We start from the raw sequence: 23,767 nt of genomic DNA, 5'->3' as shown, positions 1-23,767 counted from the left end.
CCATTTAGCGCCGCGTGGGACGTTTTTTACGCACGGTTTGCGTGGGTGTGCTTATTATTTTTGCAGGTTCGGGCGCTGCTGGCTGCTCAATCGGAAACACCGGTAACGCCGCCAGCAAGCGGCTGCCGTATGCTTTGCTCAACAAACGGCGGTCATAAATGACAATTTCGCCATAACATTGATGGCTGCGAATCAGGCGTCCGACCTGCTGAATCAGCGTAAATGAAGCGCTGGGTAAACTCTGCACCTCAAACGGATAGCGTTTCAGGCTTTTTAGCCATTCACCTTCGGTTAAAATTACCGGACTGTCCACCGGGGGAAAAGCAATTTTATGGATATGCACCTGACTTAGCAGGTCGCCTTTTAAATCCAGCCCTTCGGCAAACGACTGCAAGCCAATCAGGATACTGGTTTCGCCCTTTTCCACTCGCTTGCGGTGCAGCTCCACTAATCGACTGCGCGGTTGATCGCCCTGCACCAGCATCGACAGACGCAAATCGGGCAAACAGGCGACAAACTGCTGCATGGCACGGCCGCTGGCAAATAACACCAGCACCCCTTTGTGTTTCTCTTCGTGCATTTGCTGACGGAAAAATCCCGCCATCTCAGCAATGTGCTCTGCTTCGTTAGCCATGACGGGCTCGTAACGCATCTGCGGAATCACCAGCTTGCCTTGATCGATATGATTGAACGGCGAGTCGAGCGCCACAAAGCGATCGCCAGCCTTCTCATTCAGACCAGACATCTCCTGCAAGCGATTAAAACTGTTCAACGAACGCAGCGTGGCGGATGTCACCACCACATGCGGTATTTTCCGCCACAGCATTTTTTCCAGCTGATCGCTGACGCGAATGCCGGCGCAGTGAAACAGCAAATGTGCCTGACCCTCACGCAGTTCTCGGGTGATCCATTTTGATACCGGCGCGCCAGAGGCTTTTTCCAACGCCGCCAGTCGCCATAATTTGCTCACCGACTCAAACCAGCCAAACTGACGATTGAGCTGCAACAGGCTGCGGTGCAACCGCACCAGATCCACTTTGCCCGTTTGCTCGCTTAGCGCGTTGATCAGCCCTTCGGTTAAGCCTCGCAGCGCATCACTGAGCTTAAACAGGCGCGCACAGAGTTCGAGGATTTCCTGCGGCAATTCGCCCAGCACAAAACGGAATTCGCCGGGCTGATTATGCGAAGGCAGCAGCGGATTGAGTGCGTTACTCATAATCGTGAGCAGCTCACGTAGCTCATCGCAGTGCGCTTTAAGCCGTTCAGGATTCGTCAGTGGCGGCGGCGATTTAGGTCGCATCTGAGTCATGATGCTGTCCACCAGCTTCACGAAAAGGTCGAGCTGCAAGCTGCTCCAACCGGGTGTGATATCAGCGCTCATTTCCAGCGCATCGCGCGCCACTTCGGGCAGATGATGCCCTTCATCAAGCACCAGCATCAGCTGTTTAGCAGGCGGCAACACCGATTCGTTTTCCATTGCCGCCATCACCAACGCATGGTTTGCCACCACCACATCCACCTGCTCAATTTCACGGCGGGCGACAAAAAACGGGCATTCGCGATACCAGCGGCAATGCGCGCCCAGACAGCTGGCTTTATCGGTAGAAAGCCGCTGCCATAAGCTGTCGCTGATGTTGTCTTCACTGTGATCGCGCAAACCATCCCACTGATAACGATCCAGCGACTTCTGCAAGCGTCCGCATTGGGTTTGTTCTTCTTTAGTGCTGCTGATCGCTTCGTCATCCAGATAAAGCAGCAGATCGCCCTGCTGCTCGTCATCCGCTGCCAGTGCGGCCAAATTGCGCGGGCAAACATAGCGACCACGGCCAAAAGCAGCGGTAAAGGTGAGATCGGGAATGATTTTTTTAAGCAGCGGCAGATCCTTGGTGAAGATCTGATCCTGCAACGCCACGTTGGCGGTGCTGATCACCAACCGCTTCTCTTCAGCACGGCTCACCGCAATGCCGGGAATGAGATAGGAAAGGGTTTTACCGACGCCGGTTGGCGCTTCGACCGCCAGATGACGGCCATCGTCACCGGCCAGGCATTTCGCCACTTCGGCGATCATCTGCCGCTGCGGCGGGCGCGGAATAAAGTCAGGCACCTGTTGCTGCAGCGCTTTATACCACTGCGCTATCTGGCTTTTTATTGCTGCTGTCAGGGCCATTGTTTCATTACCACCAGGAACGCTCTACTACAGGAAATTGCCTGTATTTTTACACAGTGTCTGGACGGCGTCAGCTTTCGCTGTGATTTTTTCGCGTCATGTTCAGAATTTCATGCGTTGTGATGTTCACTCTTTCACGGCTGCACAGCGTAAAAAATAAAATATTATGGCCAGTTGTCGCGGCAGATCAGATTGATTATCACGCCGACTTTTGCTGTAGTCGATGCCTGCTTTGCCCTGCGATATCAGCGGCATGACTTCGCCGCAGATAAACACTATTTTTTTGAGATGCTGTGCGATCTGCCCGGCCTCGGTGATCTGGAAAAACAGAATGCATGAAATGAACCTTGTCTTTCCCGCTCGCGTACTGCGTGGTGCAGGCGTGTTAAATCAGCTTGGCGGCCTGTGCGCCAGCCTGGGGCAGCGAGCCGTGCTGATTGGCGGTCATCAAGCTTTGCGAGCAGTTGAAACGCAGGTACGTGAACAGTTGCAGGCCGCAGGCGTAACGCTGCTGGCGCAAGAGTGGTTCGGCGGAGAAACCTCGCTAACGCACATTGATCGCTTAGCCGCATTGGCAACGGAATTAGCAGCAGAGGTGATTATCGGTGTGGGTGGCGGTAAGTCGCTGGATACCTGCAAAGCGGTGGCGGCGCAAATCGGGCTGCCGCTGGTGACCATTCCCACTATCGCCGCAACCTGTTCAGCGGTCACGCCGTTAGCGATTCGCTATGACGACAACGGCAATTTTTTCGATATCTTTCCCTTACCACAAGCGCCTGCTGCGGTGTTAATCGACAGTGAGTTACTGGCAAAAGCGCCGGCGCGCTGGTTAGCTGCTGGATTGGGCGACACGCTGGCAAAATGGTATGAGTTTCGGGCGGTCAGCCAACGCCATCCCGCCCGTGATGGCAATGCGCGCTCTTCACTGGCACACAGCAAAATCTGTTACGACGTCATTGCAGAGCAAGGCCCGAATGCCTATCAGGCCGTGTTAAATGGCGAAAGTAGCGCGGCGTTAGATCAGGTTTTGGATGCGATTTTTACCTGGGCAGGCTTAACGTCGCTGATGAGCAATGGCTCGCATGCCGCTGCGGCCCATGCGATTTATGAAGGTTTTACCTTCTGTGATAAAACCCGTGAGTTTGGTCATGGGCTGCTGGTTGGTTTCGGTAATCTCTGCCTGCTGGCGCTGGAAAATCGCCCCGACGCGGAACTGCTGAATGAGATGCGGCTCGCACGCGATTGCGGCGTCCCGCTGACGTTACAAGCCATTGCCTCACTGGACGACACCGAACGGGCATTGATAATCAAAGAATCGGTACACGCACCAGACATGGCCATGATGGCGGAACCGGTGAATGAAGCGCGTCTGCTGGCCGCTATTCAGCGAGTAGAGACGTTAGCAGAGCAGGTTTAATCTTGTACTTTATGCCCGGCTTACTGCGGTAAATCGGGCATAACACGTTTTGCTGGCCGTAACGGCTACCCCGCTTTACAACATCGTTCGGCGACAAGCTGTGTAACACACTAATCGCGCTAAACTTTTTTTAACACTTTAAACATCACCGTTGTGGCATCCAATATTCCCGCTGTCGATTCTGCATAAAACGGAATCGACCCAGCAATCTGCCAACCAAGCGAAAGGTAGAGATCGCTGGCAACATCACCGCTGCGCGTATCCAGCACCAGTAATACTTTATCTTGCTCGCGGGCACGCTGCTCAGCCTGTTGCATTAATTGACGCGCAATGCCCTGACGCCGAGCCTGCGGCCGCACCAGCAGTTTACTGATTTCAGCACGATGGCGGCCGTTCGGCATACTGCTGTAATTCACCATCACGGTGCCTGCCACCACGCCATGCTGACGCGCGACCAGCAGCTCACACTCGCCGCTGGCGAGGCTACGTATTTTATTCTGCCAAAACTGCGTTATGACTTCCCGATCGTCAGCATTCACAAAACCAATGCTGGCCCCCTCAACCACGCACGCCTGTAGAACATCACATAACTGCGGCAAAACCTGTTGCGCCTGCCTCGCATTAAGCGGCTCATAATCGATCATGGTTTGCACACCACCAGTAAATAGCGCGCACCTTCTGTCAGATGTGCAGCGAAAGAGGATTTTCCTGTTAAGTGAAAACGTAAACTGTCACCCGCTTTCATCGTCCACTGCTGCGAATCCATGCTGACAGTGAGTTCGCCTTCACGTAGCCAGATATGTTGCTCCATGCCGTGCAGTGGCGGCGCGTCATAATCGATACGAGCGCCGGGACGTAACTTGCCCTCAACCAATTCGCATCTAAAATGAGTGGCAGGGGGTGAAACGTTACGGCGGTGAAACCCGCTGGTTTCATCTTGCCAGACCGGCTGCTGGTCACGCGTAAGCAGTAAGTCTACGCCCTCTTCTACTTCGCTTAACAAGCGTGACATGGTTAATCCATAAGCCACGCAGAGGCGATTAAGGAGCGCGGCTGTTGGGCTGGTCTCGCTGCGTTCAATACGTGATAATGAAGCGCGACTGATTCCGGTTGCGATTGAAAGTTCATCCAGCGACCAGCCGCGTTGCAGTCGAAGCTCTGCAAGACGCGCCGCTAAGCGTTGTTCGGTATCTTGAATCTGCATGATTATGTCTCACTTTTGGGAAATTATTCTCATAAGTGAGAATACAAACAAAATAAGCCCGCCGGCAAGTTGTACAGGCAAAAAAGTATTGTACAACTTAGCTTGCCTGGTTATGGTGTTTCGACTCAGGTCAGCATGAAGAGGAAAGTATGACCTTATACAGTATCGGTGATGTGGCCGAACGCTGTGGGATAAACCCGGTAACTTTGCGCGCATGGCAAAGACGCTACGGCTTATTAAAGCCACAACGCTCTGAAGGTGGACATCGCCAGTTCGACGACGTCGATGTTAATCGCATTGAAGAGATCAAACGCTGGATAGAAAGTGGCGTGCCGGTTGGGAAAGTCAAAGCGTTGCTGGAAGGCGGTGACGTTGATGCGCATGATGGCTGGACCGCCCTACAAGACGAATTGATTAGCGTTTTACGTCACGTTCGCCCCTCTAAATTACGCAATAAAATCGCGACAATTGGTCGTGAACATCCCGTTGATGCCCTTATCGATCATGTTTTCATGCCGGTAAGACAGAAGCTCGGACTGGATCAAAACACGGCGCGCACCATGTGCAGTCTGCTTGATGGCATATTGATCGATTACGTGGCTTTCTGCCTTACGGCAAGCCGCAAGAAAGCCGGTAAAGATGCATTGATTATTGGCTGGGGCACTGATGATCGTACCCGTATTTGGCTGGAAGGCTGGCGTCTTTCGCAACATGGCTGGCGTATCGATGTCTTGGCTGAACCACTTGATCTGCCGCGCCCAGAGTTGTTTCCAGGCATGAATATGTTTGTCTGGACCGGTAAAAAGCTGACGCGTCGCCAGCAGGAACAGATGGAACACTGGAAAGAGCAAGGTTATACCGTTCATCTGCACGAAACGCCTTGATAACAAAAACGCACGCTGGGCACTTTGCCTCCTGCCTCGCGCGCGCTATTATCCCCCGCTCCACGTCATCCACTCAGGTTTCTTCATGAACTGGCAAAAAATCTTCTTCGCAACTCTGTTTTTCATCATGGCTGTTGGCGGCACGGGCGGCATGATGCTAGTGGGTTATAGCCTTATCGTTCATTCAAACTAAACCAACGCTGCAAGCGCTCAAACAGGCGATCGCTGACAATCGCTAACAGCGCAACCAGCAAGGCTCCCTGAATAACGTAGGCGGTATTAAAGCCGCTCAAACCGATAATCACCGGCGAACCCAGGCTTTTTGCGCCCACGGTTGAGGCAATCGCGGCGGTACCTATATTAATGATCACCGAGGTACGAATACCGGCGATGATCACTGGCGCAGCCAGCGCTAACTCAACCTGCCATAAACGCTGCCATGCGTTCATGCCGACGCCTCGCGCAATTTCGCGACTGCTGGCGGGTACGCTATCAATACCCGCTAACGTGCCCTGCAAAATGGGCAACAGCCCATATAACAGCAACGCGACGATCGCAGGCCAGGCGCCGAATCCCATTACCGGCACAGCAATGGCTAATACCGCCACCGGTGGAACAGTTTGTCCAGCGGCAACAATTGTCTCAATCAAGGGACGAAAAGCGCGCCCGCTGCGACGCGTCACCGCTACCCCACTTCCCACGCCGATCACTATCGCCAGCAAACTGGCCGTCACCACTAAAAAAAGGTGCGCCAGCGTCAACTGCCAAAAGCTGTCCTGCTGATAAAGCGGACGCGCCAGCTCAGGAAACCAGTGGGCAAACAGCGGCGCGCTGTAAGGCATGGCGCTGAGCAGCGCAAGATAAAGGATAACCAACCACAGTAACGGATCTTTTAACCAGCGCATTGCACGCCCTCACGGAGATTAAGCTCGCGCAGATTAAGCAAATCATTGAAGTGAAGTACGCCAATCGGTTGTTGCCGATCGTCCACCACCGGCAATTTGTCGGTACGGCGGGTGATAAACTGCGACAGTGCTTCACGCAGCGTCAGCGCAGCGGCAATCGGTTCGCCTTCCAGCCATTCACCGCGCCGTGCCGCATTCCCCGCTTGTCCCAGCGCCAGTAACCGCACGCCCATTTCACTGCGGCCAAAGAAATTACGCACAAACTCATTTTTGGGCTGAGTCAGCAGTTCGACCGGCTTGCCCTGTTGCACGATTTCGCCCTCATCCATTAACACAATGTTATCGGCCAGGGTCAGCGCTTCGTCGATATCATGCGTCACTAGCACAATGGTTCGGCCCGATAAGCGATGGATACGCAACATTTCCTGTTGCAGTGCCCCGCGCGTGACCGGATCAAGTGCCCCGAAAGGCTCATCCATCAGCAGCACTTCTGGATCGGCCGCCAACGCGCGTGCCACGCCAACGCGCTGCTGCTGCCCGCCAGAAAGCTGATGTGGATAACGCTTTAGCAGTTGTCGATCAAGGCTCAGCAGCGAGAACAACTCCTCGACCCGCTCGCTTACTCGCACCTTTGACCAGCCTAACAAGACGGGTACCGTGGCGATGTTTTTCTCCACCGTCCAGTGGGGAAACAGGCCGATGGATTGAATGGCGTAGCCCATGCGGCGACGTAAAGTGCGCGCCTCCATTTGACGAATCGCTTCACCGGCAAAACGAATTTCGCCCTCATCTGCCTCAATCAAGCGGTTAATCATTTTTAAGGTGGTGGATTTGCCTGAACCTGAGGTGCCCAGCAGCACGCTGAATTCACCCTTCCCCACCGTTAGCGACAGATTTTTTACTGCCGCTTTTCCGGCGAAATACTTGGTCACGCCATCAAACTGAATCATCTTTTTTCTCCAGCAGAGAGATCAGCAACCGGAACAGCGCATCAATCACCACCGCCAGCGCAATCACAGGAATAACGCCCAGCAGCACCAAATCCAGCGCACTACTCAGCAGGCCCTGAAAAATAATGGCACCGAACCCGCCTGCGCCAATCAACGCGGCCACCACCGCCATCCCTAAAGTTTGCACCACCACCACACGCAGTCCCGCCAACCACACCGGCAGCGCCAGCGGCACGTCAACGGCAAAAAATTGCTGGCGCTCGCCCATTCCCATTCCGCGCGCACTTTCACGCACCTCATGCGGCACCTGCTGCAAACCCACTACCACGCTGCGAACCAGCGGCAGCAAGGCATACAGTACCAGCGCGATCAATGCGGGTGCCATACCAATACCGCTAATGCCCCACTCGCCCAGCCACGGAAAACGATTAGCCAGACCGGCTAACGGTGCGATCAGTAGCCCAAACAGCGCCACCGAAGGCACGGTTTGAATCACGTTGAGCACGCTGAATACGCTGCTTTGCCAGTGAGCCCGACGATAAAGCGCCACGCCAAGCGGCAGCGCAATCAGCAGCGCTGGCAGCACGGTGCCGCCCAGCAGCAGCAAATGTCGCGTTAGAGCTGCATCAAAAACGGCCTGCCGATTGGCATACTCTTTAAGTAATGACAGGTGCTCAAGCGTGCCGCTAAACAGCAGCAAGAGTGGAATGATCCATACTTGAAGATTCAGCAGCAGCTGCGCAAATCGATGGCGGGTTACGCGGCGTATTACATCCGTCATCAGTAATAGCGTTAATCCACTGGCGCACCACATGCCGCTGCCAAAACTGGTTCGCGCCAGCGGGCTACCTTGCTCCGCCAGCAGCGTCGCCTGATGGCCGCTGAGCCAGATCATTCCCGCCAGGAGCACTTCACTGGCGAGCAATGATAGCAGCAACGTTGTGCGCGACGACTTACACCACAGCAGCCCCAGCAGCAGCGCCAGCGGCGGCAACAACATCGCCGCATCTTTAATCTGCCACAGCATCAAAGGTTGCCCGCCAACCAGGCGATTGGCGGCGTATTTGAGAAAAGGCAGGCTCACTAAGCTGATGATAATTACTACCACCAGCAGCAGCGCAACCGGAGAATGGCGTGGGCGGATTATCGCATCCCGCGATAACAGCATGGTTACAAGAGCTTTTTCTGTTGCAGCCATTGAGTGGCTACGCTGCTGGCATCCTGCCCATCGACAGCAATTTTGGCATTCAGCTGTTGCAACGTTTTCTCATCCAGCGCACTAAATACCGGTTTCAGCCAGTTGCCGATCTCCGGGTAAGCTTTCAGCACTGACTCGCGAATCACTGGCGTAGGCGCATAGATCGGCTGGACGCCTTTCGGGTCGCTTAACGTTTGCAAACCCAGGGCCGCAACGGGACCATCGGTGCCATAAGCCATTGCCGCATTAACCCCGGAAGTTTGCTGCGCCGCTGCACTGATGGTGACAGCCGTATCACCGCCCGCCAGGGACAACAGCTGATCTTGTTTCAGATCGAAGCCATAGGTTTTTTCAAACGCCGGTAACGCATCGCTGCGCTCAATAAATTCCGCCGAGGCTGCCAGCTTGAAGGTGCCGCCCTTTTTCAAATATGCGCTGAGATCATCCAGTGATTTAAGCTGATTTTTGTCCGCGAGATCTTTGCGTACCGCGATCGTCCAGGTGTTATTAGCGGGCGCGGGTGTGAGCCAAACCAGATGATTTTTGTCTGCATCCAGCTTTTTCACTTTCTCGTAGCCCTGCTGAGCATTTTTCCATGCACTGTCTTTTTCATCGTTAAAGAAGAAGGCGCCGTTGCCCGTGTATTCCGGGTAGATATCTAGCTCACCGGCGGTAATCGCGCCGCGCACCACCTGCGTGGTGCCCAACTGAATTTTATTCACCGTTTTCACACCGTGCTTCTCCAGCACCTGCAAAATGACATTGCCGAGCAGTGAACCCTCCGTATCAATTTTCGACCCCACGCGTACCGGATCGGCAGCCTGCGCAACGCCCAAGCTGAGCAGCAATGCGCCCATCCCCACGATTCCCCGAAACTTAGCCATGACGCATTCCTTCTCTGTTTTTTGTTGATAGCGATGTGCATTAAAAGCGTAGCCTGGCATTGCCAATACGCGACCTACTTTAGCGCATCCTAATAACAATTCGAGATTGTTAGCTTATCATCTATAACTAAATAGAATTTACGTCTAGACGTCCAGACATTATTCTCAGTTACCATTTTTATAAAAAAACAGACAACATCATGTCCGAATTAACATCTTCAGCCCACGTGGCAACGGCAGGGAGTGCGCCTACGGGCGAAACGCAATGGATCCGCAGCGCGTCAGACGTTTCTAATCTGATAAACCACAGCGATAACGCCCGCAACAATGCGAGGATTGTGGTCGCTATTGCGCTTGGCGGCGTGTTTCTTGACGCGTATGACCTCGGTGCACTGGCGTTCGGTATCAAAGATGTCGCACGTGAATTTAACCTGACGCCAACCGGCACCGGCATGGTGGCTTCTGCTATCACCTTCGGTGCCATCGTTGGTGCGCTGATTGGCGGCTATCTCACCGATAAAATCGGTCGCTATCGGGTTTTCATGGCCGATATGTTTTTCTTTGTGGTCGCGGCTTTGGCCTGTGCGTTTGCGCCAAATGAGTACGTGCTGGGCGGTGCCCGCTTTGTGATGGGGCTTGGCGTCGGTATTGATTTACCGGTGGCGATGGCGTTTTTAGCGGAGTTCTCGAAACTGCGCGGTAAAGGCAACAAAGCCGCCTCCGTAGCGATGTGGTGCCCGACCTGGTATGCCGCCATTAGCATTTCCTATCTGCTGGTGCTGCTGCTGTATGCGGTGCTGCCAGAAAGCCATTCGGACTGGTTATGGCGTTTGATTTTGGGCTTTGGTGCGGTACCGGCTATTTTGATAATCCTGATTCGCAGCCGCTACATGAGCGAATCGCCGGTATGGGCAGCCAACCAGGGCGATTTACAGGGAGCCGCTAATATTCTGCGCAGCGCGTGGAATATTAATGCGCAGGTCGCAAAAGATGCGCCGCTGACGCCAGAAAAACCGGCACGTCGCGCCAGCTGGCGTAATTATGGCGCGCTGTTGCAGGGCGTTTACCTACGCCGAACGGTGTTGGCGACCATAACCTCGATCGCCTCAGCGTTTGCTTACAATGCCGTGGCGTTTGGTTTACCGGTGATCATTTCCAGCTTCCTGGCGCAATCGATGCTCACCACCATTTTGGTGTCGCTGGCGCTGAACCTGCTGTTTGCCTTTGTCGGCGGGATCCTTGCGGTACGGCTGGTGCCGCGTCTGGGGGCGTGGAAGATGTCGGTGGCGGGATATGCGTGTCAATGTATTGCACTGTTAGGACTGGCCTTGATTGGTCGCCCGGAAGGCGGACAAGAAGCCGCATTAGCGATCGCGATGCTGGCGCTGTTCCTGTTTGGTCAGGGTTTTGGTCCCGGTTCGCACACCATGACGTATGCCTCGCTGAGTTACCCGACTTCGCTGCGCGGCGTTGGCGTGGGCTTTAACCAGACGCTGATGCGCGGCAGCTCAACCGTTTCGCTGTTCCTTTTTCCGGTGTTGGTCGCTGCGCTGGGCACCGGGGTTTTCTGGGTCATCTTTCTCGCTCCGCTGGCGGGTTTGCTGGCGCTGCTGGCGATTCGCTGGGAACCCTCGGGCTACGACGTTGATGCGGAAGATTTTAATCGCTAAGACACAAGCCGCACCCTAAAAGGTGCGGCTTTTTTTATGCCATTCTTGATTTATGCAGGGAAAGAAAAAGCGTCGATGTAGGCAGGAATACGCGGAAAGGTGTAAAGAAACCACGGCGTAAACTGCTGAGGATTTTGCTCCATCTGTTGCTGAATCTTTTCCATTGGACGGTATTCAAACGCATCCGCTTCTTCCGGGTTGAGGTGCGGCAATGCATCGCAAACGGCAAAAAATACGTGACCATATTCATGTTCGGTCAAACCGTTACTCAGCGGCAGGTTGTAGCTCAGCTCAAACATCGGCGTCAGTGAGACGTTCATGCCCATCTCTTCACGCAGGCGACGTTCGGCCGCATCCTGGGTGGATTCATGCGGATACGGATGGCCGCAACAGGTGTTGCTCCATAATCCGCCGCAGTGATATTTTTCGCTGGCGCGACGTTGTAACAGCAATTCCTGTCGGGAATTGAAGACGTAAACCGTCACCGCACGGTGCAATAATCCTTTCTCATGCACTTCCAGCTTTTCCATTTTGCCGGTGGGACGATCAAGATGGTCGACGAGGATAACTTCAATAGCAGACATGTCGGTTCCTTGAGCTTATTCCTAACTATTTTGGCACAGGATTTGGCATATGGAGCGCATAAAATCGTGCTATTTGCCGTCAGGCCATGTCAGACAAGGGTTTCGAGCGAGGAAAAAAATTGGGCCAGCCGCGCTGGCCCATTGAAAATTTACAATTTGAAGCTTTGAACCACCAATTCCAGCTGCACGCTTTGCACTTCCATAGCCTGCGCGGCGGCAGAGACTTGTTCAACCAGCACGGCATTTTGCTGCGTGGTGCCATCAAGCTGCGTAATGGCAATATTGACCTGCTCAATGCCCATGCTCTGCTCACGGCTGGCTGACATGATTTCACTCATTAAGGTGGTCACGCTGCTCACGCCCTGCATCAGCTCATCCATGGTGTTACCGGCCTGTTCCACCAGCTGACTACCCGCATCGATGTTGGCTACTGACTCCTCAATCAGCTTTTTGATTTCACGCGCGGAATTAGCCGAGCGCTGTGCCAGATTGCGCACTTCCGATGCCACCACCGCAAATCCGCGCCCCTGCTCGCCAGCACGTGCAGCTTCCACCGCTGCGTTCAAGGCCAGGATGTTAGTTTGAAACGCGATGCTGTCGATAACGCTGATGATATCCACCACTTTGCGCGACGAATGGTGAATTTCGCCCATGGTGGTCACCACCTGCCGCACCACGTCGGTGCCGCGTGCTGCCACTTGTGACGCGCCATCCGCCAGCTGGTTAGCATGGGTTGCGTTATCCGCGTTCTGTCGCACCGTGCCCGTCAGCTGCTCCATTGATGCCGCCGTTTCAACAATCGAACTGGCCTGATCTTCGGTACGTGACGATAAGTTGGCATTGCCACTGGCAATTTCACGTGAGGCGGCGGTGATCGCCAATGCGCTTTCTCCAACCTGACGCATCAGGCCTTGCAGGTAGCTAATAAACTGGTTAAAGCTTTGCGCTACCGCATTGAATTCTGGGCTATTGCTGGCAGGCAAACGCTGGGTTAAATCCGCGCCGCCCATTGATAACGCTTCAATATTGCTATTAAGCACGTTGAGGCGTTTCATCATGGTACGCACGAAACCCAGCAGCACCAGCAGCAGAATCACTGCCAGCGGGATCTGCACTAAGCCCAGGCGCGTCAACATGTTGTGGGATTGCGCTTTTAGCAAACTGGTGGGCACGCTGCTGGCGAGATACCACGGACTGTTAGGGATCGCCTGCAAGAACAGCGTTTGCTCGCCCTCATCACTGTCGAATGTTGACTCAGCGGGCTGTGTGCCTGCACCTGCCAGCAATGCTTTCAACGGTGCCGCCATCGGCGATTGCAGGTCAGCCAGATTCTCAAGCTTCGGTGTGGCATCAACCAGCGCGGCGTTTCCGACCACCTTGCCATCAGCTTCCACAATCAGCACGTTGCCCTGAATGGCTTCACCCATCTGTTTTGCCAGTTGATTGAAGAAGCCGAGCGTCACGTCAATGGTTGCGACCCCCCAAACGTTGCCATCACGATAAATGGCCATGGCACAGTTGGTGCGCGGCTGCGGGCTGGCAGCATCCTGGTACGCTTTTGCCCAAGCGCACTGCCCTTTTGCCGCTGCTAAGCCATCCTTGTACCAAGACTGCTCCCAATATTTGTCGGCAGCGTCAGAGTTCCAGTAGGTGTTTACCTGCAGTTGATTACTGGCATTACGGGCGAAAAAGCTGCTGTTTTTCTCTTTGTCAGCATCACGACGATTAGGTAACGGCCAGATGCCGCCGCCAAATACGTTGCTGTCCTGATATTGGTTCACTAACGTCGGCAGCAGCGTATCGATGGTGGCGCTTTCCATCACCGATGCCGCTTCAGTGATGGCGCGTTGCTGCGCCTGTACGCGGTTCATCTGCTCTACGATGCCGCTGGCAAGCGAATCAACCTGATAACGCACCAGACGGCTTTCGTTATGAATGAGCTGTGGTGCGACAAACTGGTTGATCACCAATACGGTAATCAGCATCAATAAAATAAAGAATGCGATGAGTGTTGCGGTGAAGCGGGATTGGGTTGTTTTAAACATCTTTGTTCCCTCGAGCCTGGTGCGGCGCAATTGCCTGATCCGGTTTAACGGCGCGGCCGTGAGGAACTTGAGGTGGGCGAGATCACAGATTGACGAAATAGTTGATAAGGGTAAGGATTTAGTTAGCAGGCGCGATAAAAAAACCACCGGCTCTGCTCCGCGTGCAGACGAAAGAGCCGGGATAAGAGCTGAAGGTTACTCGGGTGAATCAACCACTTGCTGTCGGGGTCGGAAAATATGATTGCTGCCCTGCGCGGTTAATAGCTCTCGCAGCCGCTGACCGCCCTGTTCATCCGCCTGAGCAAATATACGCTCCGCTTCTGTTACCGGCGTGGCCCACAACAGTTTGGGTCGGTCATCATCGCGCTTCGGCAATTTAAACTGCGCTTTGTCTTCGGCCAGCTCATTAGCCAGCAGGAAGCTCTCAAAGCCCACCGGCGCAACTTCTGATGCCAGCGTATGACCTTCGCCCAGCCAGGTCAGGCGCGCCCACGGCAGATGAACGAACTCCGCCAGCGCACTGGCCATCTGCACCGCATTGCTTTCGGTCATCACTTCGCCATCCACCGCCATCGCCAGTTCGATGCGGCGATACTGCGGGGCTAACTCGTCAAACAAGTAATCCACCTGCGGCATAGGACGAATGCTCATACCCAGCGTCAGGAAATACCAAATGCCTTTGTGCCAGTGCTGCGAAATCGCCATAGGCGGCCAGCTACCCTGATCGATGGCGTAATATTTTACCGATTCGCCAAACTGCGCCTGGTAACTCACCATCAATTCTTTTTGTACCCGGTCCCATTCGCTGCCGTCATGCCATTCGCGCCAGAATTGGCGCTGCTGCTCAGCACGTGCGTAGTATTCATTGGTAGAGGCGGAACCCAGCGGCGCGGTTAACCGATTCTTTTTGATGCAGCCCGCAGAAAAGCTCACTTGCTTATCCTGATACAGGCTCCATCCCGGAATTACCGCCAGCAGTTGGCCGTAATACCACAACGCTGCACCATCATCGCTGGGTTCCCACAGCACCTGAAGCCCGGCGGGATCCAGGGCAGGCTCCGCTTCCAGCGTGCGGCAGAATTCAGCGCTCAACAGCGGCGCAATGCCCTGCTCCATCGCTTCGCGATCTTCTAACGCGGGAGCGGGCTCAAGGTTACGCAACCAGCAGCCACGCACCGCATATTGGCTACGAAACAGATCCGTCGGCCAGATGTAGAAGTAAGCGGTGCGCGCATCCTGTTCGACAATCGCCGTCAGGGTACGTTGCTGATTGTGGACTTCGGCAATCAGAGGTTGGTACGTCATAGAGCCTCGACAAAACCAGGAGGAAGTCATTTTCCCCGAGATTAGAGCAGGATCCTGACTGCCGCCACATGTGACAAGGGTAAAACTCTCAAAGTGTGAAAAGCACAGTTTAAGCAAACTGATTAACGCAAACTGGAAATGGTGATTACCCCGATCAAACCCGTAATTTGGCTTAAGATTATATACCGCGCTTTATGCAGTTTATTCCGCGATTGGACCGAGTAAGCCAGTGCTATCGTCAACGGATGCGGATAAATGCCAGAGAGAGTTAACATGTTGCTGGGCACATTAGATTTTGGATTTCGTGAGGCGGTGATTTTGGCGATATTTGCGTGGCTCTATTATCGCCATACCTGGGTGATGATTGCTGTTACGTTAATGGCGTTAGGCTTGGTCATTATAATGATTTTACCTGCCGATCTTTATTACAGTCTGCCACCGCTGGCGCTGTCTGGCTTTGGATTAGGCATGCTGTTTTATCACTATCAGCTACGACAAATTACACTCCGCCGGGAGGCTAAAACACCGCGTACTTATCACCGCAAACAGGATGGGCTCAAGAGTTAAAAGGCGTTAAAGGATCCGGTGACAATTAGCACAAATTTCCCGGTGTCCGCCGCGAAAAAAGCGTTCTAACCGGTTAGCCTGGGTAATATTTCAGCTTTGAGGATTTCTGCCCATACGCTGCATGGCACGCTGATAAGCGCCGCGCTGAATCGACCAGCGCAGTGCGGCAGAGATAACGTTGATCTGCCGATCAAGCAGTGATTGCTGCCAATGCCCGATGCGATAACCAGACATCTCCTGCGCCCAATCCGGCATCAACCCAACACCCGCTTTCAGCATGGTTTTCATCACCGGTTTCGCCTGCCAGCTTGGTGCGGGCGCATTCATCAAGGTATGGGTGACGTCTGCGGTGCGTGCATCGAAACGCAATTCGCTGCGCATCGATTGCAGATAATCTTCTATAGCTGCACAACTTTTTGGCACTTTTTCTGCGCCCAGCGCTTCAGCGACAATGGCCGCCTCGGCGTAGTAACGATCTTGTTCCGCTGGACTTAGCGACGGATTTTTATAGCGAAGATGGGCGGCCAGAAAGCGACTGGTTTCGGCGACGTGCACCCAAGTCAACAGATGCGGATCGCTGGCGGCATAGGGTTTTCCTTCGCTGTCTACGCCGCTGACCCTGAGATGGATACGCTTTACCTTCTCAATAAGAAATTGCGCGTCGTGTTGATTACCAAAAGTGGTGACGGCAATGAACTGGCTGGTGCGGCGCAGGCGCCCCATCATATCTTCACGAAAGTTGGAATGATCCCATACGCCCGCCAGCGCGGCCGGATGTAACATCTGCAAAAAAAGCGCACTGATGCCACCGCACATCATTGAGGAAAAATCGCCGTGTACGCGCCAGATTACACTGTCGGGGCCAAACAGGCCCGGATCACCCGGCGGTTGAGAAATATCGAATTCATTAAGCGCCAGACCATTCAGGCGAAAAACCTGCTGCTGGATGCGGTATCGGATGTTAACCATAGTGAGTTTTCTCAGAGTCAGGCGTCGTTTGCTCTCACTTCGGTCCTGTTAAGGGCGAGGTCGTTTGTCCCCACCTCAGCCCTCCCCATAAATGGGGAAGGAAGACACTGCCCTGTATCAGTGCTTTACCTGCATGTGGCAGCGTCTCCTTCCTACGCAAGCGGGGGAAGGCTGGGATGGAGGACAGCCAGCACAATCCAGGATCGGCCAGCACAAACGAAACAGACTTACAAATAATCGAACTGCGCATCCTGGGTTCGTACAGAATCCAACCCGATCATCACATTGAATTTACCTGGCTCAGCGACATGCTGCATCTGCTGATTCCAGAACTTCAGTGCATCAACGTCAATCTTAAACGTCACCGTCTGCGATTCACCCGCTTTCAGCATGATGCGCTTAAAGCCGCGCAACTCCTGCACCGGACGACTCATTGTCGCCACGGGATCATTCAGATAAAGCTGCACCACGGTTGCGCCGTCACGTTTGCCACTGTTGGTCACCGTCACGCTGGCGTCGATGGTGCCGTTGCGCGGCATGGTGCGCGAAGACATCTTGACCGGCGACACCGTAAAGGTGGTGTAACTCAGGCCATAACCAAACGGGTACAGCGGGCCGTTGACCGCATCATAATAATGCGAAGTGTACTTGTTAGGCTTCTCCGGATTGTAAGGGCGACCCGTTGGCAAGTGATTGTAGTAAATGGGTATCTGTCCAACCGAACGCGGGAACGAAGCGGGCAGTTTACCGGAAGGATTGTAGTCCCCGAACAGCACATCAGCGATTGCGTTGCCGCCTTCAGTGCCGCTAAACCACGTTTCAAGCATCGCGTCGGCCATGTGATCTTCTTTGACTACCGTCAGCGGACGACCATTCATCAGGACAATCACCAGCGGTTTACCGGTTGCTTTCAGCGCGGCCAGCAAGTTCTGTTGGCTTTGCGGAATCACCAAATCGCTGCGGCTGGACGCTTCATGCGCCATGCCCTGCGCTTCACCTACCGCTGCGACAATCACATCCGCCTGTTTGGCTTTCTCGACGGCTTCGTCAATCAACGCCTGCGGCGAGCGCTTATCGACCGTTACCGCAGGTTCGTAGAGATTGAGGAAATCCTGAATGCCTTTATTGTCAGAAATGTTGGCACCCTTGGCATACAGCAGCGTCGCTTTGCCCGCTGTTGCATTGCGCATGCCTTGCAGCAGCGAAATGGATTGCTTCGCGACGCCCGCGGCTGACCAGCTGCCCATGATGTCACGTTGGCTGTCTGCGAGCGGCCCCACCAGCGCAATCGTGCCCGATTTCTTCAGCGGCAAGGTTTCCAGGCGATTTTTCAACAACACCATACTCTTACGCGCCACATCGCGAGCTTCCGCACGGTGCAGACGGCTTTCAGCGTTGGTGTCCTGAGGATCGCTTTCTTTCGGACCGAGATGGCTGTAAGGATCGTTAAACAGCCCCATATCATATTTAACGTTCAACACATGACGCGCAGCATCATCGATTTCCGCGATGCTGACCGCGCCACTTTTCACCAAACCCGGCAGATATTTGCTGTAGTACTCGTCGCTCATACTCATGTCGACGCCCGCTTTCAGCGCAATGCGCACTGCATCCTGCGGATCGCTGGCGACACCGTGCTTGATCAGCTCTTTGATCGCGCCATGGTCGCTGATGGTAATGCCTTTGAACTTCCATTCGCCGCGCAGCAGATCTTTCAGCAACCAGCCATCAGCAGTTGCCGGTACGCCATTGATGGAATTCAGCGAGACCATCACGCCACCGCTGCCGGCATCTAGCGAAGCCTTATAAGGCGGCAGGTAGTCCTGGAACATACGCTGCGGACTCATATCAACGGTGTTGTAATCACGTCCGCCTTCTACTGCGCCATACAGTGCGAAGTGCTTCACGCTGGTCATGATGGAGTAACGATCTGCCGCGTTTTTACCTTGCATCGACTGCACCATGCTGCGACCCATTTCAGAGGTCAGCCAGGTATCTTCGCCAAAGCCTTCCGAAACGCGACCCCAGCGCGGTTCGCGGCTGACATCAACCATGGGTGCCCAGGTCATATTCAAACCATCATCTGCGGCTTCATAGGCAGAAATGCGTCCGACATCGCCAACTGCATCCAGATCCCAACTGGCCGCTAAACCCAGCGGAATGGGGAAAATGGTGCGCTGACCATGAACCACGTCATACGCGAAGAACAACGGAATTTTCAGGCGGCTGAGCTGCATCGCCTGATCCTGCATCGCGCGAATATCCTGGCGCGTAACCGTATTGAAAATGGCGCCAACCTGGTTTTTTTGAATCATCTCGCGGATGACTTCTTTCGGATTGTCGGGGCCGACGCTTATCAAACGTAGCTGACCGATTTTCTCATCCAGCGTCATTTTTTTAAGCAGATCGTTGACGAAGGCATCACGTGCCTGCTCCGTCATCGGGTGATTACCAATCAGCTCCTCCGCTAAGGCGGGTTGAATAGCGAGGGAGACAGCGAGACTAACAGAGTAAATCCATTTCATCAGGTCGGGTTCTCTTAAGTGACTGCGCAATATCGAATTAACTGGCGGCAGTTTGCCACAAGAAGAGGATAGCAGGTAGCCGCTGCTGTCACACTGGTCCTGCGCGGTTGACGTGCTACAGTAAGGACGCATGAATAAGACAAGGGAATTGCCCATGATTAACGCCTCCGCCCTACTCGCAGATTTACGCCGTTTGGTCGGCTCTTCTCACCTGCTTACTGAAGCAGCACAGACGGCACGCTACCGTAAAGGCTTTCGCTCAGGCGAAGGTGATGCGCTGGCGGTGGTCTTTCCCGGCACGCTGTTGGAGCTGTGGCGAGTGCTGCAAACGCTGGTGAACGCCGACGCGATCATCTTGATGCAAGCGGCCAACACCGGCTTGACCGAAGGTTCAACCCCACAAGGCAATGATTACGATCGTCCGGTAGTGATTATCAGTACGCTGCGGCTTGATAAGCTACAGCTCATTGATGAGGGAAAACAGATCTTAGCGTTTCCGGGCAGCACGCTGTATCAACTGGAAAAAGCGCTGAAACCGCTGGGGCGTGAGCCGCATTCAGTCATCGGTTCATCCTGCATTGGCGCATCCGTATTGGGCGGAATCTGTAATAACTCCGGCGGTTCGCTGATCAAACGCGGCCCGGCATACAGCGAAATGGCGCTGTTTGCACAGAGAGATGCACAAGGCAAGTTGAAGCTGGTGAACCATCTGGGCATCGATCTTGGCACCTCGCCAGAAGAGATTTTAGGACGTCTCGATGACGATCGCTGGCAGACCAACGATGTTCAGCATGATGGTCGTCATGCATCAGATAATGAATACGCTGAGCGAGTTCGTGAGGTTGATGCCGATACACCGGCACGCTTTAACGCTGACGCGCGTCGGCTATTTGAAGCCTCGGGTTGTGCAGGCAAGCTGGCAGTATTTGCCGTGCGACTTGATACTTTTCCCACCGAACCGCAGCAGCAGGTGTTTTACATCGGCACCAATGATGTCTCGGTATTGAGCGACATTCGTCGTCACATGCTCGCGCACTTTAAAAACCTGCCGGTAGCGGGTGAATATATGCACCGTGACATCTACGACATCGCTGAAGTTTACGGCAAAGACACCTTTTTGATGATCGACAAACTCGGCACCGACAAAATGCCGCTGTTTTTCACATTAAAAGGCCGCGTGGATGCCTGGCTGACAAAACTCTCTTTTGTTAAACCGCACTTCAGCGATCGCCTGCTGCAGCGTCTGAGCCGCCTGTTCCCCGCGCATTTACCCAAGCGCATGAAGCAGTATCGCGATAAATATGCGCATCATCTCATGCTGAAAATGTCTGGCGACGGCGTGCAGGAAGCGCGCGAATATCTAAAAGATTATTTCCGCGAAGGCGGTGGTGAATTCTTCGAATGTGAAGGCAAAGAGGGCGCACATGCCTTTCTGCATCGCTTTGCCGCAGCGGGGGCCGCGGTGCGCTATCACGCAGTCCATGCTGACGAAGTCGAAGAGATTTTGGCGCTGGATATTGCACTGCGCCGCAACGATCGTGACTGGTTTGAAACGCTGCCCGCAGAGATCACCCAGTCACTGAGCCACAGCCTTTATTACGGGCACTTCTTTTGCCACGTTTTTCATCAGGATTACATCGTGAAAAAAGGGGTAGATGCGCACGCATTAAAAGAGAAAATGCTGGCGATATTGCAAGCGCGTGGGGCGGAGTATCCGGCAGAGCACAATGTCGGTCATCTTTATCAGGCCAAACCGCAGCTGGCGTCGTTTTATCGCCAACTCGATCCCACCAACACGTTTAATCCGGGCATCGGCAAAACCAGCAAACAGAAAGGCTGGGCGGTGAAACAGATTTAATCTGCGCGAGGAGAAATGCTGAGGGCGGTTTAAAGCAAAAGGCCCCCGCACATGCGGAGGCCTTTTTGTCTTTACGGCATTTGCTCTTCAGCAGCGGCAACCGCTGCTTGATGACGACGCTCAATAATCATCGTCTGCGGCGCGGACAGCATAATGCCCTCTTTGCGCAGTCGCGTCAGGATGTCGAACAGCAGATCGCTTTTGGCGCCTGAAATCTGTCGTTGCCCTGCTACGTTTCCGGTTACGCTCAGTACAATGCCCTGCGGAGTCAGATCCTTGAACGAGACCGACGGTTCCGGTGTTTCCAGAATACGTTCGTTTTCGTTATACACTTCCAGCAAAATTTCACGCACCTGCACAGGATCGATATCTAATGGGAAGGTCAGCAAAATAGTGACCACACCTTGTGCATTGCCCATCGTTGCGTTGCGTACGTTTTGCGAAATGAGCTGCGAGTTCGGCACAATCACCGTGGATTTATCGCTGAGCTGAATCTCGGTGGCGCGCACGTTAATGCGACGAATATCCCCTTCGATTCCGCTTATGCTCACCAGATCACCCACTTTTACCGGACGTTCAGTCAGTAGGATCAGGCCCGAGATAAAGTTTTTCACTATTTCCTGCAAGCCAAAACCGATACCGACCGACAAGGCGCTGACGATCCATGCCAGCTTATTCCACTGTAAGCCCATGATAGACAGCGTCAGCAGGATAATCAGTACGTAGCCTATATTGCTGAACAGGGTCACCAGTGAAACGCGCATGCCCACGTCCATGGTGGTTTTTGGCAGGAAATCGTTATCCAGCCAACGGCGCACCGAACGCAGCACATAAATACCCACAATAAGACAGATAATCGCATTTACCATGTGCGCTGGCACAATATTCAGCGATTCCAGTCCTTTACCACCCCAGAATTCGATAGCTTTTTGCAGCAGCTCAATCGGCGTTGACGAGGCGAACGTACCATTCAGCAAGGCCAACGCGACAAACAGAATCAGAAATGTTTTGCCGATTGCCGCCAACACCGTTGCCGCCTGCTGTAGGTGGCGCTCATCGATATTCAGCGAACTTTGAATGCGTTTGCCAGATGAGTTATTGGTTGAGAACAGACTTTCGCACCCGTCATTGACCAGATGACTGAGGAAGTAAAACGAGCCAAACAAGATGCCGCACCAGATCACCTCATAACTCAAGTAGCGGGCCAGCGTGACGTAGCCGATGATCAGCGACAGCAGAATCGCCACCGCTGTCAGCGTCAACGCCATTTGTATCAAACCTACCACGGTAGAGCGGGCTTCTGGCGGCGTGCCCGCCAGCGCCATGCGACGACGAACGCGATTGGTGCGCACGCTGATCGCCAGCGCTGTGCTGCCAATCAGCAGCGCGGTTAAGCCATTGGCAAAAATGGTTGTGTTCAGGCTGGTGCCAACACTGTAGTTAAAGGCTTCTACCGTCTGGAATATAAACACCAGCACCGCTGTAATCGGCGGGAACGGCTTCAGCGCCAGCGCCACTTCGTTGGAAAGCGCCGGTAAGCGCCAGCTTGGACGGCGCGTGGACAAGAAAGCGCGGCCTAAGCCCGCTATCAGCCCACAAAACACACTGAGCTGTACTAATCGATCAACAAAATCCTGCACATCCGTTGAGACTTCATCGCGGCGGGTCAACGCTAATGCGATAAAGTTGAAGGTCAGCACCACCGCAGCCAGCGTGGTGAGTGCAATGGTCGCGGCGAGGAAGCTGCGACGCAATCGCCCTTCCGGCATTTTGTGAATGCTAACCCAGGCGAGAAACTCTTCGCTATAACGACGTCCTAACGTCATCACCAGCATCGCCGCAACCAGCCAGGCGATGGTGCCAAAGCGCCACCCCGATTCCCACGACATGGCAGCGGTATCTTGCAGTTCGCTGAGGAAGTCGTTGATTTTTTCGCCATCAAGATCCTGACTATTAAACACCGGTGCCCAAAAACGTGGCCCAAAAATACTGCCGGAGTTCAGCGCCAGCTGGCTTTTCAATTGATCACGACGCAGATTAACGATTTGCGATGACAGCATCAGCGCGCCGTTTTTAATGCCTTCGGCTTGCTTGATCTGTGCATCCATCTTGGCTTTCTGGCTTTCGAGGGCGCTACGTTTGCGCACCACTTCTGCGGTCTCTTTCATGCCGCTGTCTGGCTTGGGAGCCGGACCCAGCACCGCCAGTTGCGCGTCAAGTTGCTGACGATCCGGCAACAACGCCTGACCCAGCGTATCGGCGCTGCCCGACAGTTCAAGCGCCATCTCATTCAGCTGATTGAGTTTGCTTTCACTGGTTTCCCCCGACACCTGACCTTTGATCTTGTCGAGGATTTTTTGCATTTTCGGCAATTCAACCGCAGCGTTAACCTTGGGTTGCTCGTCTTGTTCCTGAGCGGCGCTAACCGCATCGTCCGCTGCCAGGCTAAGCGCAGGCGCAAAAGCCACCAGAGCCAGCATTAACAGCGCAAAAAAGGATTTTAACTTAAACATGAGAATGGGATTCCAGCACAGTAATCAGGCGATCTTCCCTCGCCAGTCGCGCGTAGTGTAGGGCTTTGCGAGAGTTGAGACTATAGGAATGCAGGTTAATTCTGAGGGTGCTCACCGAGGTG

18 protein-coding genes are annotated in these 23,767 nt (G+C 54.0%); 5 read left to right on the top strand and 13 right to left on the bottom strand.

Annotated features, from left to right (window positions below):
- Positions 1 to 4: 4 nt before the first annotated feature.
- The gene (gene dinG / locus SC127_RS18395; protein ID WP_332627411.1) at positions 5 to 2,167 is read right to left on the bottom strand and encodes an ATP-dependent DNA helicase DinG; all 2,163 of its coding nucleotides are present in this window, start codon (positions 2,165 to 2,167) and stop codon (positions 5 to 7) included.
- Between the two features lie 331 nt (positions 2,168 to 2,498).
- On the opposite strand from dinG, the gene SC127_RS18390 reads away from it, so the two are divergent.
- Complete coding sequence (locus SC127_RS18390; protein WP_243078283.1) at positions 2,499 to 3,584, top strand: iron-containing alcohol dehydrogenase family protein; 1,086 nt, start codon at positions 2,499 to 2,501, stop codon at positions 3,582 to 3,584.
- A 119-nt stretch (positions 3,585 to 3,703) separates the two neighbouring features.
- Here SC127_RS18390 and SC127_RS18385 read toward each other — a convergent pair whose 3' ends face one another.
- Positions 3,704 to 4,228 (bottom strand): GNAT family N-acetyltransferase, encoded by a 525-nt coding sequence (locus tag SC127_RS18385; protein WP_243078284.1) that lies wholly within the window; start codon positions 4,226 to 4,228, stop codon positions 3,704 to 3,706.
- Positions 4,225 to 4,788 carry a helix-turn-helix domain-containing protein gene (locus SC127_RS18380; RefSeq protein WP_243078285.1) on the bottom strand — a complete coding sequence of 188 codons (564 nt, stop codon included), beginning with the start codon at positions 4,786 to 4,788 and terminating at the stop codon, positions 4,225 to 4,227. Before SC127_RS18380 ends, SC127_RS18385 begins: the two co-directional genes overlap by 4 nt.
- A 149-nt stretch (positions 4,789 to 4,937) precedes the next feature.
- On the opposite strand from SC127_RS18380, the gene SC127_RS18375 reads away from it, so the two are divergent.
- The gene (locus SC127_RS18375) at positions 4,938 to 5,672 is read left to right on the top strand and encodes a MerR family transcriptional regulator (protein WP_215847261.1); all 735 of its coding nucleotides are present in this window, start codon (positions 4,938 to 4,940) and stop codon (positions 5,670 to 5,672) included.
- 173 nt (positions 5,673 to 5,845) lie between these two features.
- Here SC127_RS18375 and SC127_RS18370 read toward each other — a convergent pair whose 3' ends face one another.
- Genes SC127_RS18370 through osmF form a run of 4 tightly spaced genes read right to left on the bottom strand, consistent with a single transcriptional unit; the run spans position 5,846 to position 9,609 of the window.
- On the bottom strand, positions 5,846 to 6,577 hold the full coding sequence (locus tag SC127_RS18370) for an ABC transporter permease (RefSeq protein WP_243078287.1): 732 nt from the start codon (positions 6,575 to 6,577) through the stop codon (positions 5,846 to 5,848).
- Positions 6,565 to 7,527, bottom strand: a complete 963-nt coding sequence (locus SC127_RS18365; RefSeq protein ID WP_215848314.1) for an ABC transporter ATP-binding protein — start codon at positions 7,525 to 7,527, stop codon at positions 6,565 to 6,567. The genes SC127_RS18370 and SC127_RS18365 overlap by 13 nt, the downstream gene beginning before the upstream one ends.
- Positions 7,514 to 8,695 (bottom strand): ABC transporter permease, encoded by a 1,182-nt coding sequence (locus SC127_RS18360; RefSeq protein ID WP_243078522.1) that lies wholly within the window; start codon positions 8,693 to 8,695, stop codon positions 7,514 to 7,516. Before SC127_RS18360 ends, SC127_RS18365 begins: the two co-directional genes overlap by 14 nt.
- A 2-nt stretch (positions 8,696 to 8,697) precedes the next feature.
- Complete coding sequence (gene osmF, locus SC127_RS18355) at positions 8,698 to 9,609, bottom strand: glycine betaine ABC transporter substrate-binding protein OsmF (protein ID WP_215847262.1); 912 nt, start codon at positions 9,607 to 9,609, stop codon at positions 8,698 to 8,700.
- A 200-nt stretch (positions 9,610 to 9,809) separates the two neighbouring features.
- On the opposite strand from osmF, the gene SC127_RS18350 reads away from it, so the two are divergent.
- A complete protein-coding gene (locus tag SC127_RS18350; RefSeq protein ID WP_215847263.1) occupies positions 9,810 to 11,279 on the top strand; it encodes an MFS transporter in 1,470 nt (489 codons plus the stop codon).
- A 50-nt stretch (positions 11,280 to 11,329) separates the two neighbouring features.
- On the opposite strand, the gene idi is transcribed toward SC127_RS18350, so the two are convergent.
- The 3 genes from idi to SC127_RS18335 form a co-directional block, all read right to left on the bottom strand.
- Positions 11,330 to 11,863, bottom strand: a complete 534-nt coding sequence (gene idi / locus SC127_RS18345) for an isopentenyl-diphosphate Delta-isomerase (protein ID WP_215847264.1) — start codon at positions 11,861 to 11,863, stop codon at positions 11,330 to 11,332.
- A gap of 149 nt (positions 11,864 to 12,012) precedes the next feature.
- Positions 12,013 to 13,908 (bottom strand): methyl-accepting chemotaxis protein, encoded by a 1,896-nt coding sequence (locus SC127_RS18340; protein ID WP_243078288.1) that lies wholly within the window; start codon positions 13,906 to 13,908, stop codon positions 12,013 to 12,015.
- Positions 13,909 to 14,103: 195 nt separating this feature from the next.
- Complete coding sequence (locus tag SC127_RS18335; RefSeq protein ID WP_243078289.1) at positions 14,104 to 15,213, bottom strand: suppressor of fused domain protein; 1,110 nt, start codon at positions 15,211 to 15,213, stop codon at positions 14,104 to 14,106.
- A 255-nt stretch (positions 15,214 to 15,468) separates the two neighbouring features.
- On the opposite strand from SC127_RS18335, the gene SC127_RS18330 reads away from it, so the two are divergent.
- Positions 15,469 to 15,780 carry a hypothetical protein gene (locus SC127_RS18330; protein ID WP_252515295.1) on the top strand — a complete coding sequence of 104 codons (312 nt, stop codon included), beginning with the start codon at positions 15,469 to 15,471 and terminating at the stop codon, positions 15,778 to 15,780.
- A gap of 90 nt (positions 15,781 to 15,870) precedes the next feature.
- Here SC127_RS18330 and SC127_RS18325 read toward each other — a convergent pair whose 3' ends face one another.
- A complete protein-coding gene (locus SC127_RS18325; RefSeq protein ID WP_332627404.1) occupies positions 15,871 to 16,749 on the bottom strand; it encodes an oxygenase MpaB family protein in 879 nt (292 codons plus the stop codon).
- A gap of 227 nt (positions 16,750 to 16,976) precedes the next feature.
- Positions 16,977 to 19,274 carry a beta-glucosidase BglX gene (gene bglX / locus SC127_RS18320; protein ID WP_332628233.1) on the bottom strand — a complete coding sequence of 766 codons (2,298 nt, stop codon included), beginning with the start codon at positions 19,272 to 19,274 and terminating at the stop codon, positions 16,977 to 16,979.
- Between the two features lie 154 nt (positions 19,275 to 19,428).
- Between bglX and dld the strand changes: the two genes are divergently transcribed.
- Complete coding sequence (gene dld, locus SC127_RS18315) at positions 19,429 to 21,132, top strand: D-lactate dehydrogenase (RefSeq protein ID WP_243078292.1); 1,704 nt, start codon at positions 19,429 to 19,431, stop codon at positions 21,130 to 21,132.
- Between the two features lie 71 nt (positions 21,133 to 21,203).
- Here the strand turns inward: dld and SC127_RS18310 are convergent, their stop codons facing one another.
- Positions 21,204 to 23,645, bottom strand: coding sequence for a DUF3772 domain-containing protein (locus tag SC127_RS18310; protein ID WP_215847267.1), 2,442 nt, complete (start codon positions 23,643 to 23,645; stop codon positions 21,204 to 21,206).
- Positions 23,646 to 23,767: the final 122 nt, after the last annotated feature.

It is taken from the genome of Pantoea sp. T14 (assembly GCF_036663535.1).
Classification (GTDB): Bacteria; Pseudomonadota; Gammaproteobacteria; order Enterobacterales; family Enterobacteriaceae; genus Pantoea; species Pantoea phytostimulans.
This window is presented reverse-complemented; position numbering and strand designations above follow the sequence as displayed.

Bases quoted from the DNA above. Each gene is read 5' to 3' on its own strand.
- SC127_RS18340 (WP_243078288.1), bottom strand. From the start codon at position 13,908: ATGTTTAAAACAACCCAATCCCGCTTCACCGCAACACTCATCGCATTC.
- dinG (WP_332627411.1), bottom strand. From the start codon at position 2,167: ATGGCCCTGACAGCAGCAATAAAAAGCCAGATAGCGCAGTGGTATAAA.
- SC127_RS18375 (WP_215847261.1), top strand. From the start codon at position 4,938: ATGACCTTATACAGTATCGGTGATGTGGCCGAACGCTGTGGGATAAAC.
- SC127_RS18390 (WP_243078283.1), top strand. From the start codon at position 2,499: ATGCATGAAATGAACCTTGTCTTTCCCGCTCGCGTACTGCGTGGTGCA.
- SC127_RS18335 (WP_243078289.1), bottom strand. From the start codon at position 15,213: ATGACGTACCAACCTCTGATTGCCGAAGTCCACAATCAGCAACGTACC.
- bglX (WP_332628233.1), bottom strand. From the start codon at position 19,274: ATGAAATGGATTTACTCTGTTAGTCTCGCTGTCTCCCTCGCTATTCAA.
- idi (WP_215847264.1), bottom strand. From the start codon at position 11,863: ATGTCTGCTATTGAAGTTATCCTCGTCGACCATCTTGATCGTCCCACC.
- dld (WP_243078292.1), top strand. From the start codon at position 19,429: ATGATTAACGCCTCCGCCCTACTCGCAGATTTACGCCGTTTGGTCGGC.
- SC127_RS18380 (WP_243078285.1), bottom strand. From the start codon at position 4,788: ATGCAGATTCAAGATACCGAACAACGCTTAGCGGCGCGTCTTGCAGAG.
- SC127_RS18385 (WP_243078284.1), bottom strand. From the start codon at position 4,228: ATGATCGATTATGAGCCGCTTAATGCGAGGCAGGCGCAACAGGTTTTG.
- SC127_RS18360 (WP_243078522.1), bottom strand. From the start codon at position 8,695: ATGCTGTTATCGCGGGATGCGATAATCCGCCCACGCCATTCTCCGGTT.
- SC127_RS18330 (WP_252515295.1), top strand. From the start codon at position 15,469: ATGCCAGAGAGAGTTAACATGTTGCTGGGCACATTAGATTTTGGATTT.
- SC127_RS18310 (WP_215847267.1), bottom strand. From the start codon at position 23,645: ATGTTTAAGTTAAAATCCTTTTTTGCGCTGTTAATGCTGGCTCTGGTG.
- osmF (WP_215847262.1), bottom strand. From the start codon at position 9,609: ATGGCTAAGTTTCGGGGAATCGTGGGGATGGGCGCATTGCTGCTCAGC.
- SC127_RS18370 (WP_243078287.1), bottom strand. From the start codon at position 6,577: ATGCGCTGGTTAAAAGATCCGTTACTGTGGTTGGTTATCCTTTATCTT.
- SC127_RS18365 (WP_215848314.1), bottom strand. From the start codon at position 7,527: ATGATTCAGTTTGATGGCGTGACCAAGTATTTCGCCGGAAAAGCGGCA.
- SC127_RS18325 (WP_332627404.1), bottom strand. From the start codon at position 16,749: ATGGTTAACATCCGATACCGCATCCAGCAGCAGGTTTTTCGCCTGAAT.
- SC127_RS18350 (WP_215847263.1), top strand. From the start codon at position 9,810: ATGTCCGAATTAACATCTTCAGCCCACGTGGCAACGGCAGGGAGTGCG.